Origin of the sequence: Curtobacterium poinsettiae (assembly GCF_025677645.1) — a bacterium.
GTDB lineage: Bacteria > Actinomycetota > Actinomycetes > Actinomycetales > Microbacteriaceae > Curtobacterium > Curtobacterium poinsettiae_A.
Genome location: NZ_CP106879.1, coordinates 822859 through 848231, shown reverse-complemented (window position 1 = coordinate 848231; position 25373 = coordinate 822859). Strand labels below are relative to the sequence as shown.

The following is a 25373-nucleotide window of genomic DNA, read 5'->3' as shown; positions in this document are numbered from 1 at the left end:
GTGAGGGCCCAGTGAGCCGGACTGCAGCCCGACCCCGAGGAGGTGCCCGATGGTCCTCGTCCTCGTCGCGTTCGCGATCGTCGCCCTGATCGTCCCAGCCCTGACCCCCGTCCTCGGACGCCGCGTGTTCTACGTGGCGGCCCTCGCGCCCGCAGCGGCCGCCGTGCTGACGGTGGTGCAGACGGACGCGGCCCTCCACGGCAGCGTCGTCGAACGGCACCGGTGGGTCCCCCAGCTCGACCTCGACGTCACGCTGCGGATGGACGCCCTGTCGTGGGTGCTCGCCCTCGTGGTGTCGATCGTCGGCGCGTTGGTGCTGGTCTACTGCGCCTCGTACTTCGAGCGGGACGAACCCGGGCTCGGGCGGTTCGCCGGCGTCCTGACGGCCTTCGCCGGCTCGATGTACGGACTCGTGATCGCCGACGACGTCATCGTGCTGTTCGTCCTGTGGGAGGCCACGACGGTCTTCTCCTACCTGCTCATCGGGCACGACGCCGCGAAGCGTGCCAGTCGTGCCGCCGCCATGCAGGCCCTCGTGGTCACCACCGCCGGTGGTCTGGCGATGCTCGCGGGCCTCGTGGTGCTCTCGGTCACGGCGGGCACGACCTCGCTGTCCGCGATCGTCGCCGATCCCCCGAGCGGCACGGTCGTCTCGGTGTCGGTGGTCCTCGTGCTGCTCGGGGCGCTCACGAAGTCGGCGATCGTGCCCTTCCACTTCTGGCTCCCCGCCGCGATGGCCGCGCCGACCCCGGTCAGCGCGTACCTGCACGCCGCCGCGATGGTGAAGGCGGGCATCTACCTGGTGGCCCGGCTCGCGCCCGCGTTCGCACTGCTCGACGGCTGGCGCGAGACGATCACGCTGCTCGGTGTCGCCGGGATGCTCGTCGGCGGGTACCGGGCACTGCGGCAGACCGACCTCAAGCTCCTGCTCGCCTACGGCACCGTGGCCCAGCTCGGGTTCCTCGTGCTCGCCGCCGGCTGGGGTGCCCCCGCGGTCGCCCTCGGCGGGGTCGCGCTCCTCGTGGCGCACGCCGCATTCAAGTCGACGCTCTTCCTGGTCGTCGGCGCGATCGACCACGTCACCGGCACGCGTGACCTCGGTCGCCTCAGCGGGCTCGGCCGTGCCCGCCCGTGGCTGGCGGTCGTCGCGGTGCTCGCGCTGCTGTCGATGGCCGGGATCCCGCCGACGATCGGGTTCGTCGCGAAGGAAGCCGTGCTGACCGGGTTCACCGAGTCCCTGCACGGCTCCGACGCCGGCTGGGCCTGGTTCGCCCTGATCGGTGTGACCGTCGGATCGGTGCTCACCGTGGCCTACTCGCTGCGGTTCCTGTGGGGCGCCTTCGCCCGCAAGCCCGGCGTCGCGACGACCGAGCCGCACGCCCTGCACGGCCTCGGCGTCGTGCCCTCGGTGCTCGCACTGGCCGGGCTCGCACTCGGTCTGCTCACCCCGGTGGTCGCACACGGCATCGAGCCCGCTGCCACGACCGCAGCGCTCGGCAGCCAGGAGGTCCCGCACCTCGCGCTCTGGCACGGCCTCGAACCCGCACTCGGCCTGTCCGCCATCACCCTGGTCGGCGGCCTCGCGCTGTTCGCCCTGCGCCGCCCGGTCGAAGCGCTCCAGCACCGGCTCGCGGGGTTCCCGAGCGCCGCGGGCACGTACCGGCACGGCATGCGGCTGCTCGACCGTGGAGCGACCGGACTCACCGCGAGCCTGCAGCGCGGCTCGCTCCCCTACTACCTGACGGTGATCCTGTCGGTCTTCGTCGCCGGGGCGCTCGCCAACCTGGTGCTCGGCGGGCCGTGGGAGTTCCACGTCCGGTTCGCCGACTCGTGGGGTCAGATCCCGGTGATGATCGTGATGTCGATCGCCGGCATCGCGGTGCTCACGGCGAAGACCCGGTTCGCCGCAGCGGTCCTGGTCGGCGTCACCGGCTACGGCCTCTCGGTGCTGTTCGTCCTGCACGGTGCCGTCGACCTCGCCCTGACGCAGCTCGTGGTCGAGACGGTGACCCTGATCGCCTTCGTCCTGGTCCTCCGACGGCTGCCCCCGCGCATCGCCACGACCAACCCGTCGCGGTTCCGGGTCGTCCGGGCGCTCTTCGCCGGGCTGGCGGGGCTGACGCTGGCGATCGTCGTCGTCGTGGCCGCCTCGGCCCGCACCGCGCGCCCCCTCTGGCCCGACCTGCCCGCACTGACGAGCTCGTTCGGGCACGGTCTCAACGTCGTGAACGTCGCCCTCGTCGACCTGCGCGGCTGGGACACCCTCGGTGAGCTCACCGTCGTGGTCGCCGCGGCCACGGGCGTCGCGAGCCTGATCTTCGTGAACTCGCGCGAGGACACCCTGCCCCGGCTGCGGGACCTGCCGGAGACCCTGACCGCGAACGGCGAGCGCACCGACGGCGAGCCCCGCGCCTGGCTGCCGACGAGCGCCGCGATCCCGACCGGCCGCTCGGCCCTGCTCGACGTGGTCGTCCGACTGCTGTTCCACGGCCTCATCGTGCTCTCGCTCTACCTGCTGTTCGCCGGGCACAACTCGGCCGGTGGCGGGTTCGCCGGGGGCCTGGTCGCCGGCATCGCCCTCGCGGCCCGCTACCTGGCCGGCGGCCCGGCCGAGCTCGGCGCGGCGGCCCCGGTGCGTGCCGGTCGCCTGCTCGGGCTGGGGGTCGCCACGGCCGCCGTCACGGCGATCGTGCCGCTGTTCTTCGGTCGCGAAGCCCTGTACTCCGAGTTCTTCGAGGCCACCGTCCCGATCCTCGGACACGTCGAGTTCGTCACCGCCACGTTCTTCGACATCGGTGTGTACCTGGTCGTCGTCGGCCTGGTGCTCGACGTCCTCCGCAGCCTCGGAGCCGAGGTCGACCGGCAGCGCCTCGAGGACGCCTCGACCCCGACCCGCGACACCACCGAGGGGTCCGTCAACGACGCCCTCGATGCCCCCACCCCGGAAGGGAGCGCCACATGACCGTCACCCTCGTCCTCGTGATCGCCATGGCGGTGCTGTTCTCGTGCGGCGTCTACCTGCTGCTCGAACGCTCCCTGACCCGGATGCTCCTGGGCTTCCTGCTGCTCGGCAACTCGCTCAACCTGCTGCTGCTGGTGATGTCCGGCGCCGCGGGCGACCCGCCGATCGGCGGGAGCGCCGAGGGCATCACCGACCCGCTCCCCCAGGCGTTCGCCCTGACCGCGATCGTGATCACCTTCGCCGTCAGCGCGTTCCTGCTGGCCCTGATCCACCGGTCGTGGCAGCTGTCCCGCGCCGACGAGGTCGAGGTCGACGAGGCCGACGCCGCCATCGGCCGTGACCGCGACGAGCCGGCCGACGAGGACCCGGAGACCACCACCGACGCAGAACAGGAGGCGACCCGATGACCTGGCTCGTCCCGCTCCTCGTCCTCGTCCCGCTGCTCGGTGCCGCGGTCGCGCTCGGACTCCTCCGGCACCAGAAGCTCCAGCGTGCGATCACCGTCGTGGTGCTCGTCGTGGCCCTGGCCGTCGCCGCCACGCTCATGGTCCTGGTCGACCGGCACGGCACGATCGTGGTGCAGGTCGGCGGCTGGGACGCCCCGTACGGCATCTCGCTCGTCGTCGACCGGCTGAGCGCCCTGCTGCTCACCGTCAGTGCGAGCGTCCTGCTGCTCGTCCTGCTGTTCTCGATCGGGCAGGGCCTGGCCGCCGACGACGAGGACGCCCCGGTCACGATCTTCTACCCGACGTACCTGGTGCTCGCCGCGGGTGTGCTCGACTCGTTCATCGCCGGTGACCTGTTCAACCTGTACGTCGCGTTCGAGATGCTCCTGGTGGCGAGCTACGTGCTCATCACGCTGGGCGGCAGCGAACAGCGCGTCCGGGCCGGCACGACGTACATCGTCACGAGCCTGATCGCGTCGGCGATCTTCCTCGCCGCCATCGGCCTGGTCTACGGTGCCACCGGCACGGTGAACATCGCCCAGATCAGCGAGCGCGTCGCCGACCTGCCGGAGCACGTCCAGCTGCTCCTGCACACGATGCTGCTGATCGGGTTCGGCATCAAGGCGGCCGTGTTCCCGCTGGCGTTCTGGCTGCCGGACTCGTACCCGACGGCCCCGGCACCGGTCACCGCGGTCTTCGCGGGCCTGCTGACGAAGGTCGGCATCTACGCGATCATCCGGCTCGAGACGGTGATCTTCCCGCGACCACAACTCAACGAGGTCCTGCTCGTCGTCGCCGCGCTGACGATGGTGGTCGGCGTGCTCGGCGCGGTGTCGCAGACCGACGTCAAACGGCTGCTGTCCTTCACGCTGATCAGCCACATCGGCTTCATGGTGATGGGTGTCGGACTCGGCACCGTCGCGGGGACGGCGGCAGCGGTGTTCTACACGGTGCACCACATCGTCGTGCAGACCACGCTGTTCCTGGTGTCCGGTCTGATGGAACGCGTCGGCGGGACGACCTCGACCCGGTCGCTGGGCGGGCTGCTGAAGGCCGCACCGCTGCTGGCCGCCCTGTACCTGATCCCCGCGTTCAACCTGGGCGGGATCCCGCCGTTCTCCGGCTTCATCGGCAAGCTCGGCCTGTTCCGCGCCGCCGCCGAGGACGGCTCCCCGATGGCGTACGTCACCATCGGCGCCGGCGTCGTCACGTCGCTGCTCACCCTGTACGCGCTCATGCGGGTCTGGGACGCGGCCTTCTGGCGGCCGAAGCCGGCGGCCGAGGCCGCCGCCCCGCACGCGACGAGCGCGGAACCGCACGCCCACCTGCGGTCGCCGGAACCGGCTCCGCTCACCGTCTCCGAGGAGACGGGCGAGACCTACCACCCGGGAGGCTCGGTGATGGTCACCGACGCACCGCACGCGGCCACCGCCTCCAGTCCGACCACCGGCGCGACCGAGGCGGTCGGCGAGGCTCCCGAGAAGGTGCGCCTGCCGCGCATGCTCGTCGGCGTGACGACCGTCGCGGTGCTCGGCTCCGTCGCCCTGACCGTCGTCGCCGGCCCGCTCTACGGCTACGCGACCCGCGCAGCGGAGTCGCTGGAGTCGCCCGACCGTTACGTGCAGGCCGTGCTCGGAGGTGAGCGATGACCGACGTCCGCCGCATCTCGAACGCCCGGCGGATCGCGCTGGCGTGGCGCTACGACGTGCCCCTGGTCGCGGGACTCACCGTGCTGTGGGCGCTGCTCTGGGGATCGTGGACCCCGCTGACGCTGCTGTGCGGCATCGTCGTGGCGCTCCTCGTCACCCAGGCACTGCCGCTCCCGCCGGTCCCGCTGTCCGCACGGTTCTCGATCGTGCACGTGCTGCGGTTCCTGGTGGTGTGGTCCGGGCTCGTCGTCGTGGCGTCCTTCCGGGTCGCGTGGGTCGCGTTCCGTCCCCGCGGTGTGCGGCGCAGCTCGATCACGCTCGTGCAACTGCACTCGACATCGGAGATGACCTTCACCCTGGCCACCCTCGCGATCTCGCTCGTGCCCGGCTCGTACGTCGCCGACGTGGACCTGCGGCGCCGTCGTCTGCTGCTCCACGTGCTCGACACCGAGCGCCTGGAGCAGGTCGAGGACGAACGCCGCGTCGCACTCCGGATCGAGGCCATGGTCATCCGCGCACTCGGCTCCAAGCAAGACGTCTCCGAGCTGTCCGAGCCGCTGGCGGAGGTGACCCGGTGAGCCCCGCCGTCGTCGTGATGGGCATCGCCGTCGCGCTCGTGCTCGCGCTCCTCGGGGTGACGTTCGCCCTCGCGGTGTTCCGCATCGTGCGCGGTCCGACCATCCTCGACCGCATGATCGGCTCCGACATGGTGCTGACCACCGTGCTCGTGGTGATCGCGGCCGCGATGGTCATCCGCCAGGACCTGACCGGTATCCCCGTGCTCGTGGTGATCTCGGCAACGAGCGTCTTCGCCACGGTCGCCGTGGCCCGGGCCGTCACACCCTCGGCGGACCCGTCCGACGAGGGCCTGACCGTCACCACCCCCGAGCGCGCCGAGGAGGACCAGTCGTGATCGAGATCATCGAGTCGTTCGTCGACGACGCCGGCATCCGCGCCTGGATCGCCGTCGGGCTGCTGCTCGTCGGGTCGCTGCTGTCGCTCGGTGCCGGGGTCGGTATCGTCCGGTTCCCGGACCCGCTCGTCCGTCTGCACGCGATGGCGAAGCCGCAGGTGCTCGGGCTCGCGCTCGCGCTGGCCGCCATCGTCGTCGCGGTGTGGACGTGGACGGCGTTCTGGGTCGTGCTGCCGATCATGGTGTTCCAGCTGTTCCTGGTGCCGGTGTCGACGCACATGATCGCCCGTGCCGGCCTGCGCGCCGACGACTACCGGCACGAGGACCTGCTGGTCGACGACACGGAGTCCTGACGCACCGATCTGACGGACCGGAGGCCCGTGGCGGCGTCGCCACGGGCCTCCGGTCCGTCAGGTGGCCACGTTCGCGGTCAGGCGGTCGCGACCCGACGCGGGAGCAGCAGGTTGCACACCGCGGCGACCACGACGATCGCGGCGGAGACCGCCGGCAGCAGCATCGCGGCGGCGGTGCCGTGGTGCTCGGCGACGTCACCCGTGACGGCGGACGCGATCGACTGGCCGACGATGACGGCGGACCCGAGGATCGTCATGGTGGTGGCGGAGCGGCCGACGGGTGACCGGTCCGAGCCGAGGCTGTACTGGGCGACCAGGGTCGGGCCGATCCCGATGCCCATGATCGCGAGGACGACGCCCACGGCGACGACGGAGTCGGCGCTGGCGAACGCGATCGCACCGCCGAGGAGCACGACACCGAACACGAGCCAGCGCCAGCCGAGGCCGAAGGCACGGGGGAACGCCGCCGACCCGAGTGCCAAGCCGGCGGACCCGATGCCCATCAGGCCGTAGAGCAGGCCGGCCTGCGAGGCTTCGCCGTGGGTCTCCATGAACGCCGTCAGCGAGGTGAGCGTCGAGCCGAAGAACAGGCCGATGCCGAGGATGCCGACGACCACGACGACCAGTCGCGGACGCAGGAGCTGCCGGGCGGGGGCCTGCGTGTGCTCCGCGTGCTGGCCGACCACGAGCTTGCCGGTCGGGTGCAGCGCGAACGCGGTGACGAACACGAACGTCAGGACCGAGGCCCCGGCGACGGCCACCCACGGGGCGATCGCGCTGGCGAGGATGCCGACCAGGAACGGGCCGATGATGAACACGGTCTCGTCTGCGGCCGACTCGTAGGCCATCGTGCCGCTGAGGGTCTTCTCGCGGCGCGCCGGGGCCATCCGCTGCCGGATGATCGCGACGAGCCGGGTGCGGGACATCGGGGCGACCTGCGGGGCCGAGGCGCCGATGCAGAACGCGACCGCGAGGACGGCCAGGTCGGGCGCGGTGCCGCTGACGACGAACGGGAAGAGCCCGAGCAGCGCCGCGTTCACCAGGCCGACGGGCACGAGCACCGCCCGCTGTCCGAAGCGGTCCGCGGCGGCGCCGACCATCGGGCCGAAGATCGCGGAGCCGATGCCGACGGCGGCGGAGTTGATGCCGCCGAGGGCGACGGAGTCACGGGCGGCGACGACCAGGGTCAGGACGCCGACCACCATCATCGCGAACGGGAGCCGGGCGATGAACGCCACGGGGAAGTACCAGCGTCCGGCGAGGGAGACGAGTGAGCGGTCCGGAGCGGGCGGGGCGTCGGTGGAGCGGGTCTGGAGCATCGGGGTTGTGCCTTCTCGGCCCGCCCGGTTCGGTGGCGGCGGACCCATCGGGTGCCGCCGTTGTCCGCCGGGATGCCGGCGGCCGGTAGATACACACTGCGTGTTGTCGAACGCTGTCGATGGTACCAACCGGACACCGCGCACCGGAGGAGTTCGCTCCGGGCGCCGTCCCGCCGGTCAGCCGTGGTGCGGTCACAGACCGTCGGCTGCGGCGCCGCCAGCCGACAGTTCGTGACCGGACGGCACGCAACCCGCGACGTGTCCTGACCGGCCCGCGGGGGCCGGCCACGCGACGCGACGTGACGGGGCGACGGACGGGAGGCGCGTGGCGGGGTGCCCCGTGCCTCCCGGCCGCCGCGCCGCGCGCCCAGGGCCCCGCACCGGTCACGACACCCCGTCGGCCGTGCGCGGTGCGGTCGCAGACCGTCGCCTGCGGCGCCGCCAGCCGACAGTTCGTGACCGGACGGCACGCGACCGGCGACGTGTCGTGACCGGTCGGCGCAACCTGCAGAGCGACGAGATGCGACCGGCCGAGGGACTGATCCGGCATGGCGCTCGGGTCAGGAGACCTCGCCCGCGCGGGCTCCCGCCCACAGGTCGACGTCGGTGATGCCGACCGAGTGCTCGTCGATGACGCGGAGCTCCTCGTCGGTGAACGAGGTGTTCGACAGCGCGGCGACGTTGTCCTCGAGCTGCGACACCCGCGAGGCACCGATCACGAGCGAGGTCACCCGCTCGTCGCGGAGCCCCCAGGCGAGGGCGAGCTGCGCGAGGGACTGTCCGCGGGCGGCCGCGACGTCGTTCAGGGCGCGGAGGTGCTCGACGACCTCGGGGGTGATGCTCGACGCGTCGAGGGACTTGCCCGCTGCCGCGCGGGAGTCCTCGGGTACACCGTTCAGGTACTTGCCGGTCAGCAGCCCCTGCGCCAGAGCGGTGAAGCCGATCACGCCGAAGCCGAGCTCGCCGGCGGTGTCGAGCAGCCCCTCGGTCTCGATCCAGCGGTTGAGCATCGAGTACGAGGGCTGGTGGATCAGGAGCGGGGTGCCGAGGTCGCGGAGGATCTCGGCTGCCTGCCGACTGCGCTCGGCGTCGTACGACGAGATCCCGACGTACAGCGCCTTGCCCTGCTGGACCGCGGTGTGCAGCGCGCCCATCGTCTCCTCGAGCGGGGTCGAGGCGTCGAGGCGGTGCGAGTAGAAGACGTCGACGTAGTCCAGGCCCGTCCGCTGCAGCGACTGGTCGAGCGAAGCGAGCACGTACTTGCGCGAGCCACCGCCCTGCCCGTACGGCCCCGGCCACATGTCCCAGCCGGCCTTCGTCGAGATGACCATCTCGTCGCGGTAGGGCCGGAAGTCCTCGCGCATCAGGCGGCCGAAGTTCACCTCGGCGGCACCGTATGGCGGGCCGTAGTTGTTCGCGAGGTCGTGGTGGGTGATCCCGAGGTCGAACGCCCGGCGGCTGATGGCGCGCTGGTTCTCGAAGGGCATGTCGTCCCCGAAGTTGTGCCAGTACCCCAGGGAGAGCAGCGGCAGGTCGAGGCCCGAGTGGCCGGCCCGGCGGTACGTTATCGAGTCGTAGCGGTCGTCACTGGCGATGTAGGTCATGGGACGAGCCTGGCACTCGTTCGGGCTCGGGCCTCGCATGCTTCGCTTCGCGGACCCATGATGGGTGCACGAGACCACGAGGAGACGACGATGGCACGGACGACGAAGACCGAGACCACCTTCACCGACGAGGAGCGGGCGGCGATGCAGGAGCACGCCGCAGAGGTCAAGCGGGCCCGCGGCACGAAGGGCACCAAGGCTGAGAAGGCGGCGGCCGACGCCGCTGCGGTCGAGGCGAAGATCGCCGAGATGCCCCAGCCGGACCGCGGCCTGGCGGAGCGCATCCACCGCATCGCGCTCGAGGTCGCGCCGGAGCTCGCGCCGAAGCTCTGGTACGGCATGCCCGCCTACGCGCGGGACGGCAAGGCGGTGTTCTTCTTCCAGGACGCCGCGAAGTTCAAGGCCCGGTACGCGACACTCGGGTTCCAGGACTCGGCCGCGCTCGACGACGGCACGTTCTGGCCGACGTCGTGGGCGATCAGTCCCGAGTTCTCCGAGGCCGACGAGGCACGGGTGGCTGACCTGATCCGTCGCGCGGTCGGCTGACGGTGCTCGGGCTGGGCGCCGCTCCCGTCTTCGCCCTGCTGTTCCTGGTGCTGTACGTCCTGGGGCGACGACGGGACCCGCGGATGCTCCGCAACGGGGTGTTCCTGACAGCGGCCGTGCTGTTCGGGCTCGCGACGGTCGTGGCCGTGCTGACCAGGGTGGTCCCCGGGTTCAGCCTGCTCGTCGCCGTGGTGCTGCTGCTCGTGCCGCTCGCCGTGGTGGTGCTCGGCGTCGCCCTGGTCGCGAACGGCCTGCAGATGCTCCGCGCCGAGGGACGCAGCGTCGGCAACCTGCTGTCGCTCGCTGCCGGCGCGGCGGTGTTCGTGCTGCCGGCGATCGCCATCGCCCTGCTCGTCTCGGGCAGTGGCGAGGGCTTCACGCTGTGGGACGGCACGAAGATCGCGATCGCGGTCCTGATGGTGTTCGTCTGCGGGTACTTCGCGCTGTCGCTGGTCGCGTTCGCCCTGTACTCCGTGGTCTACGGGCGGACCCGGCACGGCATCGTCCCCGACACGATCGTGGTCCTCGGCTCCGGGCTGGTGCACGGCGAGGTCCCGCCCCTGCTGCAGAGCCGGCTCGACCGGGCCCTCGGCGTCTACCGGGCCGAACGGGCCGCCGGACGCCGCCCGCTCCTCGTGCCGTCCGGCGGACAGGGCGACGACGAACCCCGCCCCGAGGGCACCGCGATGGCCGAGTACCTGGTGGCGCACGGCGCCGACCCGGACGACGTCGTGGCGGAGACCGCGTCGCGGAACACCCACGAGAACCTCCGGTTCTCGCGGGACGTGCAGACGGCCGCCGGCCGGGACGGCCAGATGGTCGTGGTCACGAACAACTACCACGTGTTGCGGGCGGCGACCCTGTCCCGTCGCCTCGGCCTACCGGCCCAGGTCGTCGGCGCGCGCACGGCGGCGTACTACGTCCCGAGTGCGTTCCTGCGGGAGTTCGCCGCGGTCATCGTCGAGCACCGCTGGCTGAACGTCGTCGCCTGCACGCCGTTCGTGCTGTTCACGGGGTTCCTGCTCTGGGAGTCGTTCCAGCAGTAGGATCTCCACCATGGTCGAGATCCCGGCGCCGCGGCCGACCGATCTGCTGCCCATCGGCGAGATCGTCCGCCGTACCGGCGTCGCCGCTTCGGCCCTGCACTTCTACGAGCGCAAGGGCCTGATCCACCCGGAGCGCACCGACGGCGGCACGCGGATGTACCCGCGGCACGTCGAGCGGCGGATCGCCATCATCCAGGTGGCCAAACGCCTCGGCATCCCGCTCAGCGAGGTCGCCGAGCAGTTCGAGGCGCTGCCCGCCGACCGCATGCCGTCGCTGCGCGACTGGAACCGGTTGAACGAGCGGTGGCGAGCACGACTACGGGCCCGCCAGCTCGAGCTGGAGCGGCTGCAGCAGGAGATGACGCAGTGCATCGGCTGCGGGTGCGTCTCGCTCGGAGCGTGCTCGGTCGTGAACCCGGGTGACGCCCTCGGCGACGAGGGGCACGGCGCGCGTCGCCTGCTGCCGATCGAGGACGATGCCGCAGCCGACGACTCCGCCGCCACCGCTGCCGACACCCCCGCCACCACCGCTGCAGACACCCCCGCCGCCGCCACCGCCGAGGAAGCCGTCGCCTAGCCCGCGCGCAGTCCGTCGTCGATCCGCTGCAGCAGCTCCAGCGCCTCGACCGCGCCCCGCTCGTCGCCACCGAGGGCCGTACGGAGCTTGCCGGACCAGTGCCGGTACAGACGGTCGACGCTCTCCTGGGCCAGGGCGGTCGAGTGCAGCTGCACGGTCCGGGCGTCCGCCGGGTCCTGGCGCCGCTCGACCATGCCCTTCGCAACGAGCGACCGGAGTGCGACGCTGAGGTTGCTGCGCTGCAGGGCGGTCGCCTCGGCGGTGGCACTGGGCGAGGTGCCCGGGTTGCGGTTGATCCAGCGCATCACGAGCGCCTCGGTGCCGGTGAGCGGCACGATGTCGAGGGTCTCCGAGCCGTGCGGGTCGATGTCGCGCGCGATCCGGAGCAGGACGTCCGCGAACTCGGCGAGGACGTGGTCGGACACGGCGGAGTGCATGTCCGTACTGTACCGATCTCCGGCGATGAGTTATGCTTTCATAACAATGACCACGGACACCGGAACCATCCGCGCGACGATCGCGACACCCACGACCAAGCAGCAGGGCATCACGACCGCGCTGCTCCTGGTGCTCGGCCTGCTCAGTGCCGTCGCCCCCTTCGCCACCGACCTGTACCTGCCGGCGTTCCCGCAGATGACGACCGAGCTCGGGGCGAGCGCCACCGCCGTCCAGCTCACCCTGACCGCGTTCCTGGTGGGCGTGACCGCGGGCCAGCTCGTGTTCGGCCCGCTGTCCGACCGGTTCGGCCGCGTGCCGCCGCTCATCGCCGGTGCCGCGGTGTGCGTGCTCGCCAGCATCGCCGCGGTGCTCGCGCCGAACATCGGCGTGCTCATCGCGGCCCGCCTGCTGCAGGGCCTCGGCGGTGCGGCCGGCATGGTGATCAGCCGTGCGGTCATCTCCGACCTGGCGACCGGCAAGTCCGCCGCCCGCGCGTTCTCGCTCATGATGATCGTCGGCGGGGTCGCCCCGGTCGTCGCACCGCTGCTCGGCGGCCTGCTCACCGGCCCGATCGGCTGGCGCGGCCTGCTCTCGATCGTGCTCGGCCTGTCGGTCGTCATGCTCATCGCGGTCCTCGCCGTGGTCCGCGAGACCCACCTGAAGGAACACCGCGACGCGCTGCGTGCGGAACGCCGTGGCTCCGGCTCGGCCATGCGTGCCCTGCGCTCCCGCACGTTCCTCGGGTACACCGCCGTGTTCGGCTTCGCGTTCGCCGTGATGATGGCCTACATCTCCGCGTCGCCGTTCCTGTACCAGGACATGATCGGCTTCGGCACGGTCGGCTACGGCCTGGCCTTCGGGCTGAACGCCCTGGCGCTGATGGGCGTCAGCATCGTGTCCGCCAAGCTCACCGCGACCCGTTCGGTCACCGGCGTGCTGTCGCTCGGCATCGTGCTGGTGCTCGCGTCGACCGTCGCGTTCGCGCTGCTCGTCGTCTCCGGGGCGCCGGTCATCTGGCTCGCCGTGCCGCTGTTCACCGCGGTGGGCTCGCTCGGTCTGGTGCTCGGCAACGCCACGGCGCTCGCCCTCGGTGCCGTGCCGTCAGCTGCCGGTAGCGCCTCGGCCGTGCTCGGTGCCCTGCAGTTCGGACTCGCGGCGCTCGTGTCCCCGCTCGTCAGCATCGGCGGCTCGGACACCGCGGCGCCGCTGGCGATCGTGATGCTCGCCGCCGCCGTGGTGGCCGTCGTGGCGCTGCTCGCGGCGCGGGGCCGGACCAGCACGCTCCGCTGACCTGGCAGGACACCGCCCGCTGACGCGGAACGACACCGTCGTCGCGCGACATCGACAGTGTCGTTCCGCGTCGACCAGACCACCCGCGCCCACCCGGCCCGGCAGCGCCCGGCAGCGCCGGCGTCAGCCCCGCCCCGGCCGCAGGAACGGCACCCGCGGCATGAGCCAGTCGACCCACACCACCCGCACCCCCGGCGCCACGGCGAGCGCCCACAGGATCGAGGCAGCGGCGTCGGTCGGGTAGTGGACCGCGTCGATCGACACCGCGAAGAAGACGATCACGATGGCCACGACCCCGAGCGTCAGGGCGAGCCGGTGCCACCGGGTCTCGCGGAGCAGCCAGATCAGCGCGATGACGAACGCCGTGATGTAGACCGTGTGCCCGCTCGGGTACCCGGGGTCCGGCTGCACGGGGAACGGGTGCGGCAGCACGGCGACGTCGGGTCGGGCGCGGTGCACGATCTCCTTGACGATCGCGGACGGCACCCACGTGATCGCGATGGTGCCGCCGAACGCCAGGGCCGGACGCAGGTCCCGCGTTCGCCACCAGATCACGGCGACGACGACGACCGTGATCCCGATCGCCGGCGCCGGACTGATCACGTGGTAGACCGCGGTGCTGAACGCCCCGACGAACCCGGTGTGCAGCGCGTTCAGGGCCTTGGACAGGCTGAGGTCGACGGTGCCGAGCGTGAACCCGACGATGGTGATGACGACGACCGCGATGACGGCGATCGCCACCGAGACCAGCGGGTACGGCGAGGGCTCGAGGATCCCGTACGCGGCGGGCTCCCGTCGGCGGGGACGGAGGAGCGGCGCGGCGTCGGTCATCCTGCCATCGTCGCAGCACGACCCGGGCATCAGGGCGCGAGTGGGACACGCGATGCTCCGAAAGCGTTCAGCGCAGCGGTCGCGAGTAGACAGGACGCATGCCAACCGTTGCCGAGAACATCGTCGCCACCCTCCGCGCCAACGACGTCCACCGGGTCTACGGCCTGCCCGGGGACTCCTTGAACGGCTTCACCGACGCCCTGCGCAAGGACGGGACGATGCGGTGGGAGCACGTCCGTCACGAAGAGGCGGCCGCGTTCGCCGCCAGCGCCGAGGCCGCCCTGACCGGTGACCTGGCCGTCTGCGCCGGCAGCTGCGGCCCCGGTAACCTGCACCTGGTCAACGGCCTGTACGACGCGAACCGTTCGCGGGTGCCGGTGCTGGCGATCGCCGCCCACATCCCCACGGCGGAGATCGGCTCCGGCTACTTCCAGGAGACGCACCCGCAGGAGCTGTTCCGCGAGTGCTCCGTCTACGTCGAGTACGTCGCCGACCCGGTGCAGATGCCCCGCCTGCTCGAGATCGCGATGCGTGAGGCGATCGAGAAGCGCGGCGTCGCGGTCCTGGTGATCCCCGGCGACGTGCTGCTCGCCGAGGCGAAGGACGACCGCGTCACCCGCATCGAGCGGGCCACCCCGCGCATCGTCCCGAGCGAGGCCGAGCTGCAGCGCACCGCCGACCTGCTGAACGGTGCCGACCGGATCACCATCCTGGCCGGAGCCGGCGTCGCGGACGCCCACGACGAGGTCGTCGCCCTGGCCGAGCGGTTGCAGGCCCCGATCGTGCACGCGCTGCGCGGCAAGGAGTACATCGAGTACGACAACCCCTACGACGTCGGCATGACGGGACTGCTCGGCTTCTCGTCCGGGTACCGCGCCATGGAGGACGCCGACGTCGTGCTCATGCTCGGCACGGACTTCCCGTACCAGCAGTTCTTCCCCGCCGAGGCGAAGCACGTGCAGGTCGACATCCGCGGTTCGCAGCTCGGCCGGCGGCACCCCGTCGACATCGGGCTGGTCGGCACCGTCAAGGACACCGCCCTCGCACTCATCCCGCTGCTGACCGGCTCGCACCCGACGAAGCACCTCGAGGACTCGCTCAAGCACTACCGGAAGACCCGCGAGAAGCTCGACGACCTGGCCGTTCCGGCCGGCCGGAAGAAGCCGCTGCACCCGCAGTACGTCGCGCGGGTGCTCGACCGGCTCGCCGCCGAGGACGCCGTCTTCATCCCCGACGTCGGCTCGCCCGTCGTCTGGGCCTCGCGCTACCTCACGATGAACGGCAAGCGCCGACTGATCGGCTCGTTCGTGCACGGCACGATGGCGAACGCCGTCCCGCAGGCGATCGGTGCGCAGACCGCGTTCCCGGACCGGCAGGTGATCGCCCTGGCCGGCGACGGCGGCCTGACGATGCTCCTCGGTGAGCTCATCACGATCGTGCAGAACAAGCTGCCGGTGAAGATCGTCGTGTTCGACAACTCGTCGCTCAACTTCGTCGAACTCGAGATGAAGGCCGCCGGCTTCGTGAACTACGGCACCGAGCTGCAGAACCCGGACTTCGCCGCCGTCGCCGAGGCGATCGGCATCAAGGGGTTCCACGTCGACGTGTCCGACGACTTCGAGGACGCCATGGCCGCCGCGCTCGCGCACGACGGTCCCGCGCTCGTGTCGGTCCGCGCGAACCGCCAGGAACTCTCCATGCCCCCGGCGGTCACCCTCGAGCAGGCGAAGGGCTTCACGCTCTACGCCATCCGCACGGTGCTGTCGGGTCGCGGTGACGAGCTGCTGGACCTCGCGTCGACCAACGCGCGCCAGCTGCTGTAGACGCGACCGGAGGACGGCCTGGAGGCCCGTGGCGACGCCGCCACGGGCCTCCAGGCCGTCACGGCGTCACCACCCGAGCGGCTGGCCGTCCTCCAGGAAGACGCCGGTGGGGCCCTCCGGGCCCGCGCTCGCGGCGGCCGCGATCGTCGCGGCGCTGACCTCGACGGGGCGACCGTGCGGGTTCGGCATGCCCCCGAACTCGGTGGCCGTGTAACCGGGCTCGATCGCGACGAAGTGCACCTCGGGCGCGATCTTCGCGTACTGCACCGTCAGCATCGAGACGGCCGCCTTGGAGGCGCCGTAGACCACGGCCGGCACGGTGAACGCGGGCTTCGACGGGTCGTGGGTGGCGGTGAAGGAGCCGAGCGCGCTCGACAGGTTCACCACGATCGGGTTCGCGGAGCGACGCAGGAGCGGCAGCGCGGCCTCGGTCGCGCGGATCGTGCCGACGGCGTTCGTGTCGAACACGTCGAGCGCCTGGGGGCCGTCCTGCCCCCACACGGCGATGCCGGCGTTGTTGACCAGCACGTCGAGTCCGCCGTTCGCATCGACGTGGGCGAAGGCCGCTGCGACGGAGTCGTCGTCGCGGACGTCGAGCTGCACGGAGCGTGCGCCGATCTCGGCGGCGACCGCGGCGCCCTGGTCGGCGTCGCGGGCGCCGATCCAGACGGTGTGGCCCGCCTCGACGAGCTGACGGGCGGTTTCCTTGCCGAGGCCGCGGGTGGCCCCGGTGATGAGTGTCGTTGTCATGGGTCCAGCGTCGTGCTCGGCGGCGACCGCAGGGAGTCGACCCGTTGTCGTAGGACCGGCAGGGCCAGGACCGGGTCGCTCGTCGCGCGCAGACTGGGGGCATGGCGGACACGGACTTCGGGCACACCCTGCGACGGCTGCGCGACCACGTCTCCCCCGAGGCGGCGGGCGTGGTCGTCGGGCCGCGTCGGCGTGCGGCCGGTCTGCGGCGAGAGGAACTGGCCGGCCTCGCGGGGATCTCGGCCGACTACCTGACCCGGCTCGAGCAGGGGCGGGCGACCTCGCCGTCCGCCCAGGTCGTCGAGGCGCTCGCGCGGGCGCTGCGGGTCGTCGATGCCGACCGCGAGCTGCTCTACCGGCTCGCCGGGCACGCGGTCCCCGGCGCCGACGTGGTGCCGTCGCGGATCCCGCCGAGCGTGCAGCGACTGCTCGACCGCCTGGCGGACACCCCCGTCGCGGTGCTCGACGCCGCGGGGAACCTGCTCGTCGCCAACGCCCCGTACGACGCACTGATGGGGCCGATCGGGGCACTGCGCGGGAACGACCGGAACACCGCGTGGCGGCACCTGGTCGGTTCGGGCAGCCGCGCCGTGCACACAACGGAGGAGCAGGCGGCGTTCGAGGCGAACCTGGTGGCCGGGCTCCGGATGACCGCGGCGCGCTACCCGCTCGACCGCCAGCTGCAGCAGCTCGTGCGGCAGCTGCGCGCGGCGAGCCCGCGGTTCGTCGAGCTGTGGGACTCCGGCGCGACCGCGCTCGGCGAGACCGCCCGGCGGAAGGTGATCGACCACCCGGACGTCGGGCTGATCACGCTCGACTGCGACACCCTGGTCGTCGGACCGGAGGACCTGCGGATCCTGGCGTACACGGCCGAGCCCGGGTCGGTGGACGCGGAGCGGCTGGCCCTGGCGATCGTCGTGGGGACGCAGTCGTTGGTGGAGTGACGCTCGGGGCGGGGGCGCTCTGGTTGTGCGCGGCTCAGTGTTTGTGCACGGTTCAGCACCGGCCAGCCGCGGTCGTTCGCTGCGAGCCCGCCTGAACCCTTCGGAGAAGGCCCACAGGTCGCGTCCTTCGCCCTTGTCCGGCCCGGACGTCGTCCATAGGCTCCCGCTGTCAGACGATCGTCTGACTCCAGAACGGGACGAGGACGGGCATGAACGACGAGACGCAGGTCAGCATGAACCGCGTGTGCTGGAACGGTGGCGTGCCGCGCAGTGCGGTGGACGCACTCCTGCACGACGGCGGACTGGCGGTGGTCCCGACCAAGGTCGGCTACATCCTCATGGCCTCTGACCGCGCGGGTCTGGAGCGCAAGTTCGACGCGAAGGAACGCAACCGCAACAAGCCGGGCGTCGTGCTCGTGAGCTCGCTCGAGATGCTCCGGAGCATCGCGCAGCTCACCCCCGAGATCGACGCCCTGTACCAGCGGTGCTGGGACGAGGACGTCCTGCTCGGGTGCATCCTGCCCTGGAGCGCGGAGGGGCGAGCGGCGCTGCCGGCGGACGGCTCCGACGAACTCATGATGGACACCCGTGGCACGTCCTGCTTCGTCATCAAGTTCGGCGTTCCCGGTGAGCTCGCCGCCCGCGAACTCTGGACCGAGCACGGCAAGTTCGCCTTCGCGAGCTCGGCCAATCCGTCCGGTACCGGCAACCGTGGCGTGGTGGACGGCATCGGCGAGCGCATCGCCGAGCGCGCCGACGTGATCGTCGAGGCGGACGACTACGTCGCGTCCATCCAGCCGGAGCAGACCGCCGAGACCCGCTACGAGCAGGGCGTCATGGTGTCGATGGTCGACAGCACCGGAGCCCTGATCCCGCTGCAGGACGGACGCCGATCGGTCGTCCCCGCACCGACGCTCATCCGCAAGGGCCTCGACGTCGACCGGATCATGGGGCTGCTCGCGGACACGTTCACGAGTTGGGACTACCGGCAGGGTGAGTACTACTGAGCCCGCACGAGCGGACTTCCGTGGGCCGGAACCGCCTGTCGCGTGAGGACGCCGCGAGCCGCATCACCGCGTTCGTGTACGGCAACATCGTGATCCTCGGGACGATCGCGCCGATGGTCCCGGACACCGCCGAGAGTGGTCGGGGGCTCTGGTACGTGCTCGCCACCGCGTTCTCGACCTTCCTCGCACACACCTTCGCCGAGTCGGTCGGCCGACGTGCGCGCAGCGATCACCGCCTCACCGCGGAGACCGTCCGCGCCGAGTTGCGAGACTCGCTGCCCGTCCTCACCTCCGGGCTCCTCCCGGCTGCCGTCCTCGCCTACGCCTGGCTGACCGGGACGTCCGGGCTCGCGGCCGAGATCATCGCGATCGGGTACCTCGTGGTCCGGCTCGCCCTCCTCGGGCCCGTCGTGGCCAGGCTCCGCGGGGAGAAGCCGTCCCCGCGGACGTTCGTGGCCGGCCTCGTCCTCGCGCTCGTCGGTGTCGGCATCGCCCTGGTGAAAGCGGGTCCGGGCTTCTGAGGCGAGCGTGCACGGGAGCACGGGGTACGGGAGCCTCGACACCTCGCGCCGTCACGTGGCCTGTCCATCGGCGACGGCCGCGACGGCTTCGATCTCGACCAGCTGGTCGTCGTAGCCGAGCACCGTGACCCCGAGCAGGGTACTCGGCACGTCGTGCGCGCCGAAGGCATCGCGCACCACCTGCCATGCGGTGACGAGGTCGGCCTGCCGCGGGGACGCCACGAGCACCCGGGTGCTCACGACGTCCTCGATGGACGCTCCTGCAGCACGCAGCGCCTCCTGCATCGTCTCGATGCACCTGACCGCCTGGCCCGCGTAGTCACCCACCGCGACAGTCGAGCCGTCCGGGGCAAGCGGGCAGGCCCCGGCGAGGAACACGAGCCGCGTTCCAGCCGGCACGGTGGATGCGTACGCGTACTGCGCCGCGTCGCTCAGGACGTCGGATCGGATGAGACGGACAGCGCTGGCCATGCCGGTCATCCTGCCAGCAGCGGCGTTCACCCCTCGCCAGCGTCAGGCGCAGTACTCGTACGGCAACATCGCGACCGGTCCCACCCAGATCGCACCCACGGTGGTGCCGTCCGTCCCGAGCTGGAACGTCATGAAGTGTCCGTCGGCCTGCACGCTCCACATCGAGTACGGCCCCTGCTCCTCACCGTAGGTGCCGGTGTACCGCAGGTCCGGGTACGCGGAGCGCACCTCGGTCAGGGGCGCTCCGATGCCGATCCCGGCGTCGGTCTCGGGCGAGTTCGTCGTCACCGGGTCCGGCCCCAGCCCACCGATGGTCACCCCGGCGACCTTGCCGTCGCGTGGGATGACGATGAGGCCGGGAGCGTCGGACCGCTCCCAGAAGGTCGTCTCCGGACTGGCCGGGCACGCATCCGTACTCCGCGTGTAGGCAGCTGTCAGGTCGTCGATCTCGCCCTGCACCGGACCACCGAGGGCGATCGGTCCGACCTCGTCGGTCGAGATGGTCCACGTCGCGGGGTCCGACAGACTGAAGGCCGTGTCCGTCGTGGTCGGGGTCGCAGCGGGGGTCGGGGTGTCGGAGTCAGACGGCGTCTCCGGGGTCGCAGTCGCAGTCACGGTCCGGGTCGGCGTCGCAGCCGGCGAGCCGGAACAGGCGGTCAGCGCCATCGCTGCGACGAGCCCGAGGGTCACCCCAGCGGTCCGGGCCGCACCGTTCACGCGGCCCCCGCCGAACTCCGCGGCTTCCGATCCGGCGGGAGCTGGGGGCCGGGTTGCCGCACGGTCCTCCAGCTGCCGATCCGCGGGTCGAGCCGGACGGCGTCCCCGCATTCGTCGCAGTGCGCCGCTCCCGCCTCGCCGAGCAGGATCTTCGCGTCGTCGTGGACGAACGGGTCCGGGTTGCCGGGCATCGTCTGTTTCCCTCCGTCGGCGGATGTCGAACGGCCCCCGCCCGCAGGCGGGGACCCGACCGGCGCGGGCTCCGGAGAGCCGCAGCGCCGGCCGGTGACCCCCGCGCCGTTGCGATGGCCGGTCCACCGTACGTCGAGCCTCCACGAGGGACGGAACCCCTCGTCCGCCATCGCAACCAGAGCGTTACACAGCTTCCGACGCAGCGATCAGTCGGCGTCCTCGACGTCGAACACGACGACCCGCGCACTCGCCGCACCGATGAACTCGGCCACCGGCCGGTGCTCCGGGTGCGGCAGGTACCCGGCGAGCGCGGCACGATCGCGGAACCGGACGACGAGCATCCAGTGGAACCCGCCCTCCAGCCCCTCGGTGCTCACGCTCGTGCCGGACTGCACCGACTCGACCCCCTCGATCCGTGGCAGGTGCGCACGCGACAGGGCGGAGGCCTCGGACGACCGGTCCTCCCCGTCCCACTCGACCAGCACGGTGTGTGTCACTCCGGACACGTGGTCCCCTTCCTCGGATGCAAGAACGCCAGAACCCCAGAGCGTCGGATCAGAACGCCGGCGTCCCACCGGCGATCGTGATGGTCGACCCGGACTGGTAGCTCGACTCCGGGCTGACCAGGTGCACGTAGGCGGCACCGAGTTCGGCGGGCTGACCCGGACGGCCGAACGGCGAGCTCTCACCGAAGTGCGACACCGTCTCGGCATCGTCGGAACCCGGCTGCAGCGGCGTCCACACCGGCCCCGGCGCCACGGAGTTCACACCACGGATGCCCTTCGGCGCGAGCTGCTGCGCGACGGCCTCGGTGAAGAGCTTGATCGCACCCTTCGACACGGCGTAGTCGATCTTGTCCGGCGAGGGCGTCGACGCCTGGATCGAACCGGTCGTCACGATCGTCGATCCCGGCTCGAGGTGCGGCACGGCGGCCTTCGTCAGCCAGAACAGCGAGTAGATGTTGGTCTTGAACGTCGAGTCGAACATCGACGTGTCGAGCGTCAGGATGTCCTCGTTGCTGTCCATGCGGCCGGCGACCATGACGAGCGTGTCGAGACCGCCGAGCTCGTCGACGCCCTTCTGCACCAGGTCGATGCAGTACTGCTCGTCGGCGATGTCACCGGGGAACAGCACGGCGCGACGGCCCTCGGACTCGAGCAGGTCGCGGACCTGTTCCGCGTCCTCCTGCTCGTCGGGCAAGTAGGACAGCACCAGGTCGGCGCCCTCGCGCGACAGCGCGATCGCGGCGGCACGGCCGATGCCTGAGTCGGCACCGGTGACGATGCCGCGGTACCCCTTCAGCCGACCGAGACCGACGTAGCTCTCCTCGCCGTGGTCGGGCTTCGGGTCCATCTTCCACGCGGCACCCGGCAGCGACTGCTCCTGCTTCGGGTACGGCGGGGCCGGGTAGAGGGTGTTCGGATCGCGCTTCTCGTACTGGCTCATGGCCCCACTGTCGTCGTCGCGCCCGCACGGGCGCTCAGCTGGTGGGTGACGGACGCTGAACAGGCGAGCACCGCCCTGCAGGTGGACGGGACGGACTGGAGGCGCGGTGCGGGCCCGCACCGCGCCTCCCGTCCGTCAGGTGGTTCAGACGCCGGCCGTGGTCCGGATCCAGGACGAGGCCTGCGACAGCAGGGCGTAGTTCGAGCCGGCCTTGGTGTTCGCGCCGGGGTCGGCGCTGTCGCCGGTGGAGCAGACGGCGACGACCTTGCCGTTCACGAGCAGCGGGCCGCCCGAGTCACCGTGGTTCGATGCACCGGTCACGCCGGTGAGGTGCTGGGCACGACCGCCGAAGGCGTCGGTGCTCGCGCCGGTGAGCGAGACGGTGGCCTGGTAGAGGCCGTCGGACTGGGTCGCGTTCGCACGCAGGCCGTAGCCCTGGATGGTGCCGGTGCCGCTCGACTTGGCCGTCGCGGTGAGGTCGAGGGGCGCGTAGGTGGACAGCGAGTACGCGGTCCGCAGGTGCACGAGCGCGATGTCACCCGCCGGCGAGGCGCTGACGCGGTCGACGGCGACGGCCGTGCCACGGTTGACGGTGGAGTTGGAGTGGTAGACGTTCATCGCGCCGATGCCGTCGATGCAGTGCCGGGCGGTCAGGATCCACGAGGCGTTGAGCTGCTCGCCGGTGCAGTTGCTGACGTAGCCGGAGGGGATGCTGCCGCCGGAGGCTTCGAGCTGCACCGCCCACGAGGTGGTGGGGGCCTTCTCGCCGCCGACGACCTTCGTGCTGACGGGCAGCGCGGAGGCGGGCGAAGCGGCGAACACGCCGGCGGTGATGACGGCGACCGCGGCGAACGCGGCTGCGATGGACTTCTTCATGACGACTCCTCTGTCGGTGAAGCACCTGCCAGTTGCTCTGTGCAACTGATGCGTCATCCTGACCCCCGGTCGAGGGGTCGCACCAGTCCGCACTTCGACGGACGCGACGTGTGACCCCGTCGGGACGGGTCAGGCCGAGCCCCGCGGTCGCGACTCGGTGCGGAGCAGCAGTCCGTGGTGGTGCGTGGTGAGCGTCACCGCGACCACCTCGCCGAACGCATCGCCGTCGAGCTGCACGCGCTCCGGGGTGTCCACGGTCAGCCGCAGCGTTCGTGCCCGCGTGTACCGGAGCGCGCGTGAGGTCGGCAACACGCGAGCGAGGAGCCGTCCGAACCGGGTGCGCGCGAAGAAGCGGTTGAGCGTCAGCGCGTACCCGACCTTGGTCCAGCCGAACCACCCGGTCGGCCGGAACGCGACGGCGTCGAGGATGCCGTCGTCCGGTCGGGCCGCGGGGAGCAGCAGGATGCCCGCGGTCAGGGTGCCGCAGTTCCCGACGATGATCGTGTGGGCGCTCATGCTGCGGAGCGGGCCGTCGTCGATCCCGTAGTGCACGGGGATCTGCCGGTTGCCGATCACGGACCGTGCGATGGGATCCGAGTAGGCGACCCATCCGAACCGCTTCTTCACCCACGCGTTCGTGTCCGCGGCCATGCTCGCATCGAGCCCGATGCCGGTCATCACCAGGAACGCATGCGACGTCGTGGTGCCCGCCGGGTCGGTCAGGTCGGCCAGTCCGACGTCGATCGGGCGGTCCGTCCCGCTGAAGCCCGCTCGGACCGAGCGCACCAGGTCGCCGAGGGGCAGACCGAGGTTCCGAGCGAACAGGTTGCCGGTGCCGCTGGGGACGAGCGCCACCGGCGTCCCGGTGCCGCGGAGCTCCGCGGCGACGACCCGGAGCGTGCCGTCACCACCCGCGACGAGGACGACGCTCGGGTGGGCGTCGCGCGCGGCCCGCGCAGCAGCACGCCCGTCGTCGTCGGCACTCGTCTCGAACCAGAGCGACTCGGCCCAACCGTGTGCGCGCTCTTCGTCGCCGAGCACCGCTCGGAGGCGGGCTTGTTCGATCTTGGTCGGGTTCACGACCACCGCCGCTCGGAGCTGCTGGGGTTCGTTCGGGAGGTTCGGCATGCGGTCGGTGCGGGGATTCCTGCTGCTGGTGCGCTTCGCCAGTGGCGGACTAGTTGGTCCGGCCGGCGTTGCGGGCCTTGTTGCCGCTTCGGCGGACGGCCCCGAAGACGATCGTGCCGAGCAGCAGGACGATGCCGATGACGCCGAGCCAGAGCAGGCCCTTCAGGGCGAACCCGACGATGGACAGGACTGCCCAGAGGACGACGAGGACGATGACGGTCTTCACGGTGGTGGTTCCTTCAGTGGGGCGTGGTGCGTGCGGGTGGGGTCGGGCGGGGTGGGCGTGTCAGTGGATCCGGAGCTCGGTCACCATGGGGCAGACGAAGGGGTCGCGGGCGGCGAGTCCGACGCGGTTGAGGTACCGGACGACGATGCCGTAGGAACGCAGCAACGTGGTCTCGGTGTACGGCACGTCGAGGGTGTCGCAGTGGTCACGCACCAGCAGGCGGGCCTGCTTCAGCGCCGGCCGCGGCATCGACGGGAACAGGTGGTGCTCGACCTGGTAGTTCAGCCCACCCATCAGGAACGACACCCACCAGCCGCCACGGATGTTGCGCGAGGTGCGCACCTGGCGGGAGAAGAAGTCGACCTTCGCGTCGTGCGCGATCGTCGGCATGCCCTTGTGGTTCGGGGCGAACGAGGCGCCCATCATCACGCCGAACACGGCCAGCTGCACCCCGAGGAACGCACACGCCATCCCGAACGGCAGGAACCAGAACACCACCGTCAGGTAGATCGCGAACCGCGCCACCAGCAGGATGCCCTCGAGGACCCGCCCCCGGACGTCTCTGCGCCCACCCGTCCCGCGGAGCACCGACATGACGGCGGCCCGGTGCAGGTTGATGCCCTCGAGCGTGAGCAACGGGAAGAACAACCATCCCTGGTACTGCACGAACACCCGGAGCGGCCCGTTCCCGACGGCGGCGGCGTCCTCGGGCAGGAACCGGATCGCGTCGGGGGCGATGTCCGGGTCCTTGCCGACGGTGTTCGGGTTGCCGTGGTGGCGGGTGTGCTTGTTCATCCACCACGAGTAGCTGAGGCCCACCAGGAACGTGCCGAGCCAGCGGCCCGCACGGTCGTTCCACTTCTGGGACTCGAACACCTGACGGTGCGCAGCCTCGTGCGACAGGAACGCGAACTGCGTGAACAGCACACCCAGCGCACCGGCCACGATCAGCTGGAACCACGACTCACCCAGGAACGCGAACGCGACCCAGCAGGCGGCCGTCGCCACGACGAGCGCCGAGAACAGCGCCCAGTAGAACCCCCGACGGCGCTCGAGCAGCCCGGCTTCCTTCACCTGCGCCAGCAGTGCGGAGTACGACGAGGTGCCGCCGGTCCGCGCTCCGGCCGAGGAGCCGGTCTTCCGGAAGCCGCTGGAGAGGGGTTTCGAGCTGGTCTCCCGCTGCGGGCTGGTACCGGCGTGCTGCGTGGTCATGGATTCCCTGGTCGTCAACGGAATGGAGGAACGTTCCGGCGGCCGGGGTCTGGGGCTGCTGGTCCAACGCTAGAGCCGTCACGCTC

The 25373-nt window shown here is 71.4% G+C and carries 28 protein-coding genes; 14 read left to right on the top strand and 14 right to left on the bottom strand.

Going from position 1 to position 25373, the window contains the following annotated elements; translation table 11 throughout:
• Positions 1-49 precede the first annotated feature (49 nt).
• From OE229_RS04200 to mnhG, 6 genes are read left to right on the top strand one after another with little or no spacing between them, the layout of a single operon-like run.
• Positions 50-2962 (top strand): Na+/H+ antiporter subunit A, encoded by a 2913-nt coding sequence (locus OE229_RS04200; RefSeq protein ID WP_262139883.1) that lies wholly within the window; start codon positions 50-52, stop codon positions 2960-2962.
• Positions 2959-3369 (top strand): Na(+)/H(+) antiporter subunit C, encoded by a 411-nt coding sequence (locus tag OE229_RS04195; RefSeq protein WP_173032340.1) that lies wholly within the window; start codon positions 2959-2961, stop codon positions 3367-3369. The genes OE229_RS04200 and OE229_RS04195 overlap by 4 nt, the downstream gene beginning before the upstream one ends.
• Positions 3366-5057, top strand: coding sequence for a Na+/H+ antiporter subunit D (locus OE229_RS04190; protein WP_182066877.1), 1692 nt, complete (start codon positions 3366-3368; stop codon positions 5055-5057). Before OE229_RS04195 ends, OE229_RS04190 begins: the two co-directional genes overlap by 4 nt.
• On the top strand, positions 5054-5635 hold the full coding sequence (locus OE229_RS04185) for a Na+/H+ antiporter subunit E (protein ID WP_262139881.1): 582 nt from the start codon (positions 5054-5056) through the stop codon (positions 5633-5635). The genes OE229_RS04190 and OE229_RS04185 overlap by 4 nt, the downstream gene beginning before the upstream one ends.
• Positions 5632-5970 (top strand): sodium:proton antiporter, encoded by a 339-nt coding sequence (locus OE229_RS04180; protein ID WP_182066876.1) that lies wholly within the window; start codon positions 5632-5634, stop codon positions 5968-5970. Before OE229_RS04185 ends, OE229_RS04180 begins: the two co-directional genes overlap by 4 nt.
• A complete protein-coding gene (gene mnhG, locus OE229_RS04175; RefSeq protein ID WP_111040073.1) occupies positions 5967-6323 on the top strand; it encodes a monovalent cation/H(+) antiporter subunit G in 357 nt (118 codons plus the stop codon). Before OE229_RS04180 ends, mnhG begins: the two co-directional genes overlap by 4 nt.
• 77 nt (positions 6324-6400) lie before the next feature.
• Here the strand turns inward: mnhG and OE229_RS04170 are convergent, their stop codons facing one another.
• Positions 6401-7642, bottom strand: coding sequence for an MFS transporter (locus OE229_RS04170; protein ID WP_262139880.1), 1242 nt, complete (start codon positions 7640-7642; stop codon positions 6401-6403).
• A gap of 560 nt (positions 7643-8202) precedes the next feature.
• On the bottom strand, positions 8203-9246 hold the full coding sequence (gene mgrA, locus OE229_RS04165; protein ID WP_262139878.1) for an L-glyceraldehyde 3-phosphate reductase: 1044 nt from the start codon (positions 9244-9246) through the stop codon (positions 8203-8205).
• Positions 9247-9336: 90 nt separating this feature from the next.
• Here mgrA and OE229_RS04160 point away from each other — a divergent pair, with 90 nt between their 5' ends.
• Genes OE229_RS04160 through soxR form a run of 3 tightly spaced genes read left to right on the top strand, consistent with a single transcriptional unit; the run spans position 9337 to position 11415 of the window.
• The gene (locus tag OE229_RS04160; protein ID WP_196783353.1) at positions 9337-9792 is read left to right on the top strand and encodes an iron chaperone; all 456 of its coding nucleotides are present in this window, start codon (positions 9337-9339) and stop codon (positions 9790-9792) included.
• Positions 9793-9794: 2 nt separating this feature from the next.
• Positions 9795-10838, top strand: coding sequence for a YdcF family protein (locus tag OE229_RS04155; RefSeq protein WP_262139877.1), 1044 nt, complete (start codon positions 9795-9797; stop codon positions 10836-10838).
• Positions 10839-10848: 10 nt separating this feature from the next.
• On the top strand, positions 10849-11415 hold the full coding sequence (soxR, locus tag OE229_RS04150; RefSeq protein ID WP_262139875.1) for a redox-sensitive transcriptional activator SoxR: 567 nt from the start codon (positions 10849-10851) through the stop codon (positions 11413-11415).
• Here the strand turns inward: soxR and OE229_RS04145 are convergent.
• The gene (locus OE229_RS04145) at positions 11412-11852 is read right to left on the bottom strand and encodes a MarR family winged helix-turn-helix transcriptional regulator (RefSeq protein ID WP_216852147.1); all 441 of its coding nucleotides are present in this window, start codon (positions 11850-11852) and stop codon (positions 11412-11414) included. The genes soxR and OE229_RS04145 overlap by 4 nt on opposite strands.
• A gap of 46 nt (positions 11853-11898) precedes the next feature.
• On the opposite strand from OE229_RS04145, the gene OE229_RS04140 reads away from it, so the two are divergent.
• On the top strand, positions 11899-13143 hold the full coding sequence (locus OE229_RS04140) for a multidrug effflux MFS transporter (RefSeq protein ID WP_262139872.1): 1245 nt from the start codon (positions 11899-11901) through the stop codon (positions 13141-13143).
• 123 nt (positions 13144-13266) lie between these two features.
• On the opposite strand, the gene OE229_RS04135 is transcribed toward OE229_RS04140, so the two are convergent.
• Positions 13267-13974 carry a phosphatase PAP2 family protein gene (locus tag OE229_RS04135; RefSeq protein WP_262139870.1) on the bottom strand — a complete coding sequence of 236 codons (708 nt, stop codon included), beginning with the start codon at positions 13972-13974 and terminating at the stop codon, positions 13267-13269.
• A gap of 98 nt (positions 13975-14072) precedes the next feature.
• Between OE229_RS04135 and poxB the strand changes: the two genes are divergently transcribed.
• On the top strand, positions 14073-15797 hold the full coding sequence (gene poxB, locus OE229_RS04130) for a ubiquinone-dependent pyruvate dehydrogenase (RefSeq protein ID WP_259578334.1): 1725 nt from the start codon (positions 14073-14075) through the stop codon (positions 15795-15797).
• A 66-nt stretch (positions 15798-15863) separates the two neighbouring features.
• Here the strand turns inward: poxB and OE229_RS04125 are convergent, their stop codons facing one another.
• Complete coding sequence (locus tag OE229_RS04125) at positions 15864-16547, bottom strand: SDR family NAD(P)-dependent oxidoreductase (protein WP_182066870.1); 684 nt, start codon at positions 16545-16547, stop codon at positions 15864-15866.
• A gap of 101 nt (positions 16548-16648) precedes the next feature.
• Here OE229_RS04125 and OE229_RS04120 point away from each other — a divergent pair, with 101 nt between their 5' ends.
• From OE229_RS04120 to OE229_RS04110, 3 genes are all read left to right on the top strand, one after another.
• Positions 16649-17491, top strand: a complete 843-nt coding sequence (locus tag OE229_RS04120; protein ID WP_263345052.1) for a helix-turn-helix transcriptional regulator — start codon at positions 16649-16651, stop codon at positions 17489-17491.
• A gap of 209 nt (positions 17492-17700) precedes the next feature.
• Positions 17701-18498: an L-threonylcarbamoyladenylate synthase gene (locus OE229_RS04115; protein ID WP_263345051.1), complete on the top strand. Its 798-nt coding sequence runs from the start codon at positions 17701-17703 to the stop codon at positions 18496-18498.
• A 20-nt stretch (positions 18499-18518) separates the two neighbouring features.
• Positions 18519-19019, top strand: a complete 501-nt coding sequence (locus OE229_RS04110; RefSeq protein ID WP_262139865.1) for a hypothetical protein — start codon at positions 18519-18521, stop codon at positions 19017-19019.
• A 51-nt stretch (positions 19020-19070) separates the two neighbouring features.
• On the opposite strand, the gene OE229_RS04105 is transcribed toward OE229_RS04110, so the two are convergent.
• From OE229_RS04105 to OE229_RS04065, 9 genes are all read right to left on the bottom strand, one after another.
• The gene (locus tag OE229_RS04105) at positions 19071-19490 is read right to left on the bottom strand and encodes a Rid family hydrolase (protein WP_262139863.1); all 420 of its coding nucleotides are present in this window, start codon (positions 19488-19490) and stop codon (positions 19071-19073) included.
• A 42-nt stretch (positions 19491-19532) separates the two neighbouring features.
• Positions 19533-20180, bottom strand: a complete 648-nt coding sequence (locus tag OE229_RS04100) for a hypothetical protein (protein WP_262139861.1) — start codon at positions 20178-20180, stop codon at positions 19533-19535.
• Positions 20181-20203: 23 nt separating this feature from the next.
• Positions 20204-20398, bottom strand: a complete 195-nt coding sequence (locus OE229_RS04095) for a hypothetical protein (protein ID WP_262139859.1) — start codon at positions 20396-20398, stop codon at positions 20204-20206.
• A gap of 207 nt (positions 20399-20605) precedes the next feature.
• Positions 20606-20905: a Dabb family protein gene (locus OE229_RS04090; RefSeq protein WP_182066865.1), complete on the bottom strand. Its 300-nt coding sequence runs from the start codon at positions 20903-20905 to the stop codon at positions 20606-20608.
• Positions 20906-20954: 49 nt separating this feature from the next.
• Entirely contained in the window at positions 20955-21845 is an 891-nt protein-coding gene (locus OE229_RS04085) for an SDR family oxidoreductase (RefSeq protein WP_263345048.1), read from the bottom strand.
• Positions 21846-21989: 144 nt separating this feature from the next.
• Positions 21990-22721 (bottom strand): S1 family peptidase, encoded by a 732-nt coding sequence (locus OE229_RS04080; protein WP_259572797.1) that lies wholly within the window; start codon positions 22719-22721, stop codon positions 21990-21992.
• 129 nt (positions 22722-22850) lie between these two features.
• Entirely contained in the window at positions 22851-23849 is a 999-nt protein-coding gene (locus OE229_RS04075; RefSeq protein WP_259578352.1) for a diacylglycerol/lipid kinase family protein, read from the bottom strand.
• Between the two features lie 49 nt (positions 23850-23898).
• On the bottom strand, positions 23899-24075 hold the full coding sequence (locus tag OE229_RS04070) for a hypothetical protein (RefSeq protein ID WP_209132789.1): 177 nt from the start codon (positions 24073-24075) through the stop codon (positions 23899-23901).
• Between the two features lie 60 nt (positions 24076-24135).
• Entirely contained in the window at positions 24136-25287 is a 1152-nt protein-coding gene (locus tag OE229_RS04065; RefSeq protein WP_262139857.1) for a fatty acid desaturase family protein, read from the bottom strand.
• Positions 25288-25373: the final 86 nt, after the last annotated feature.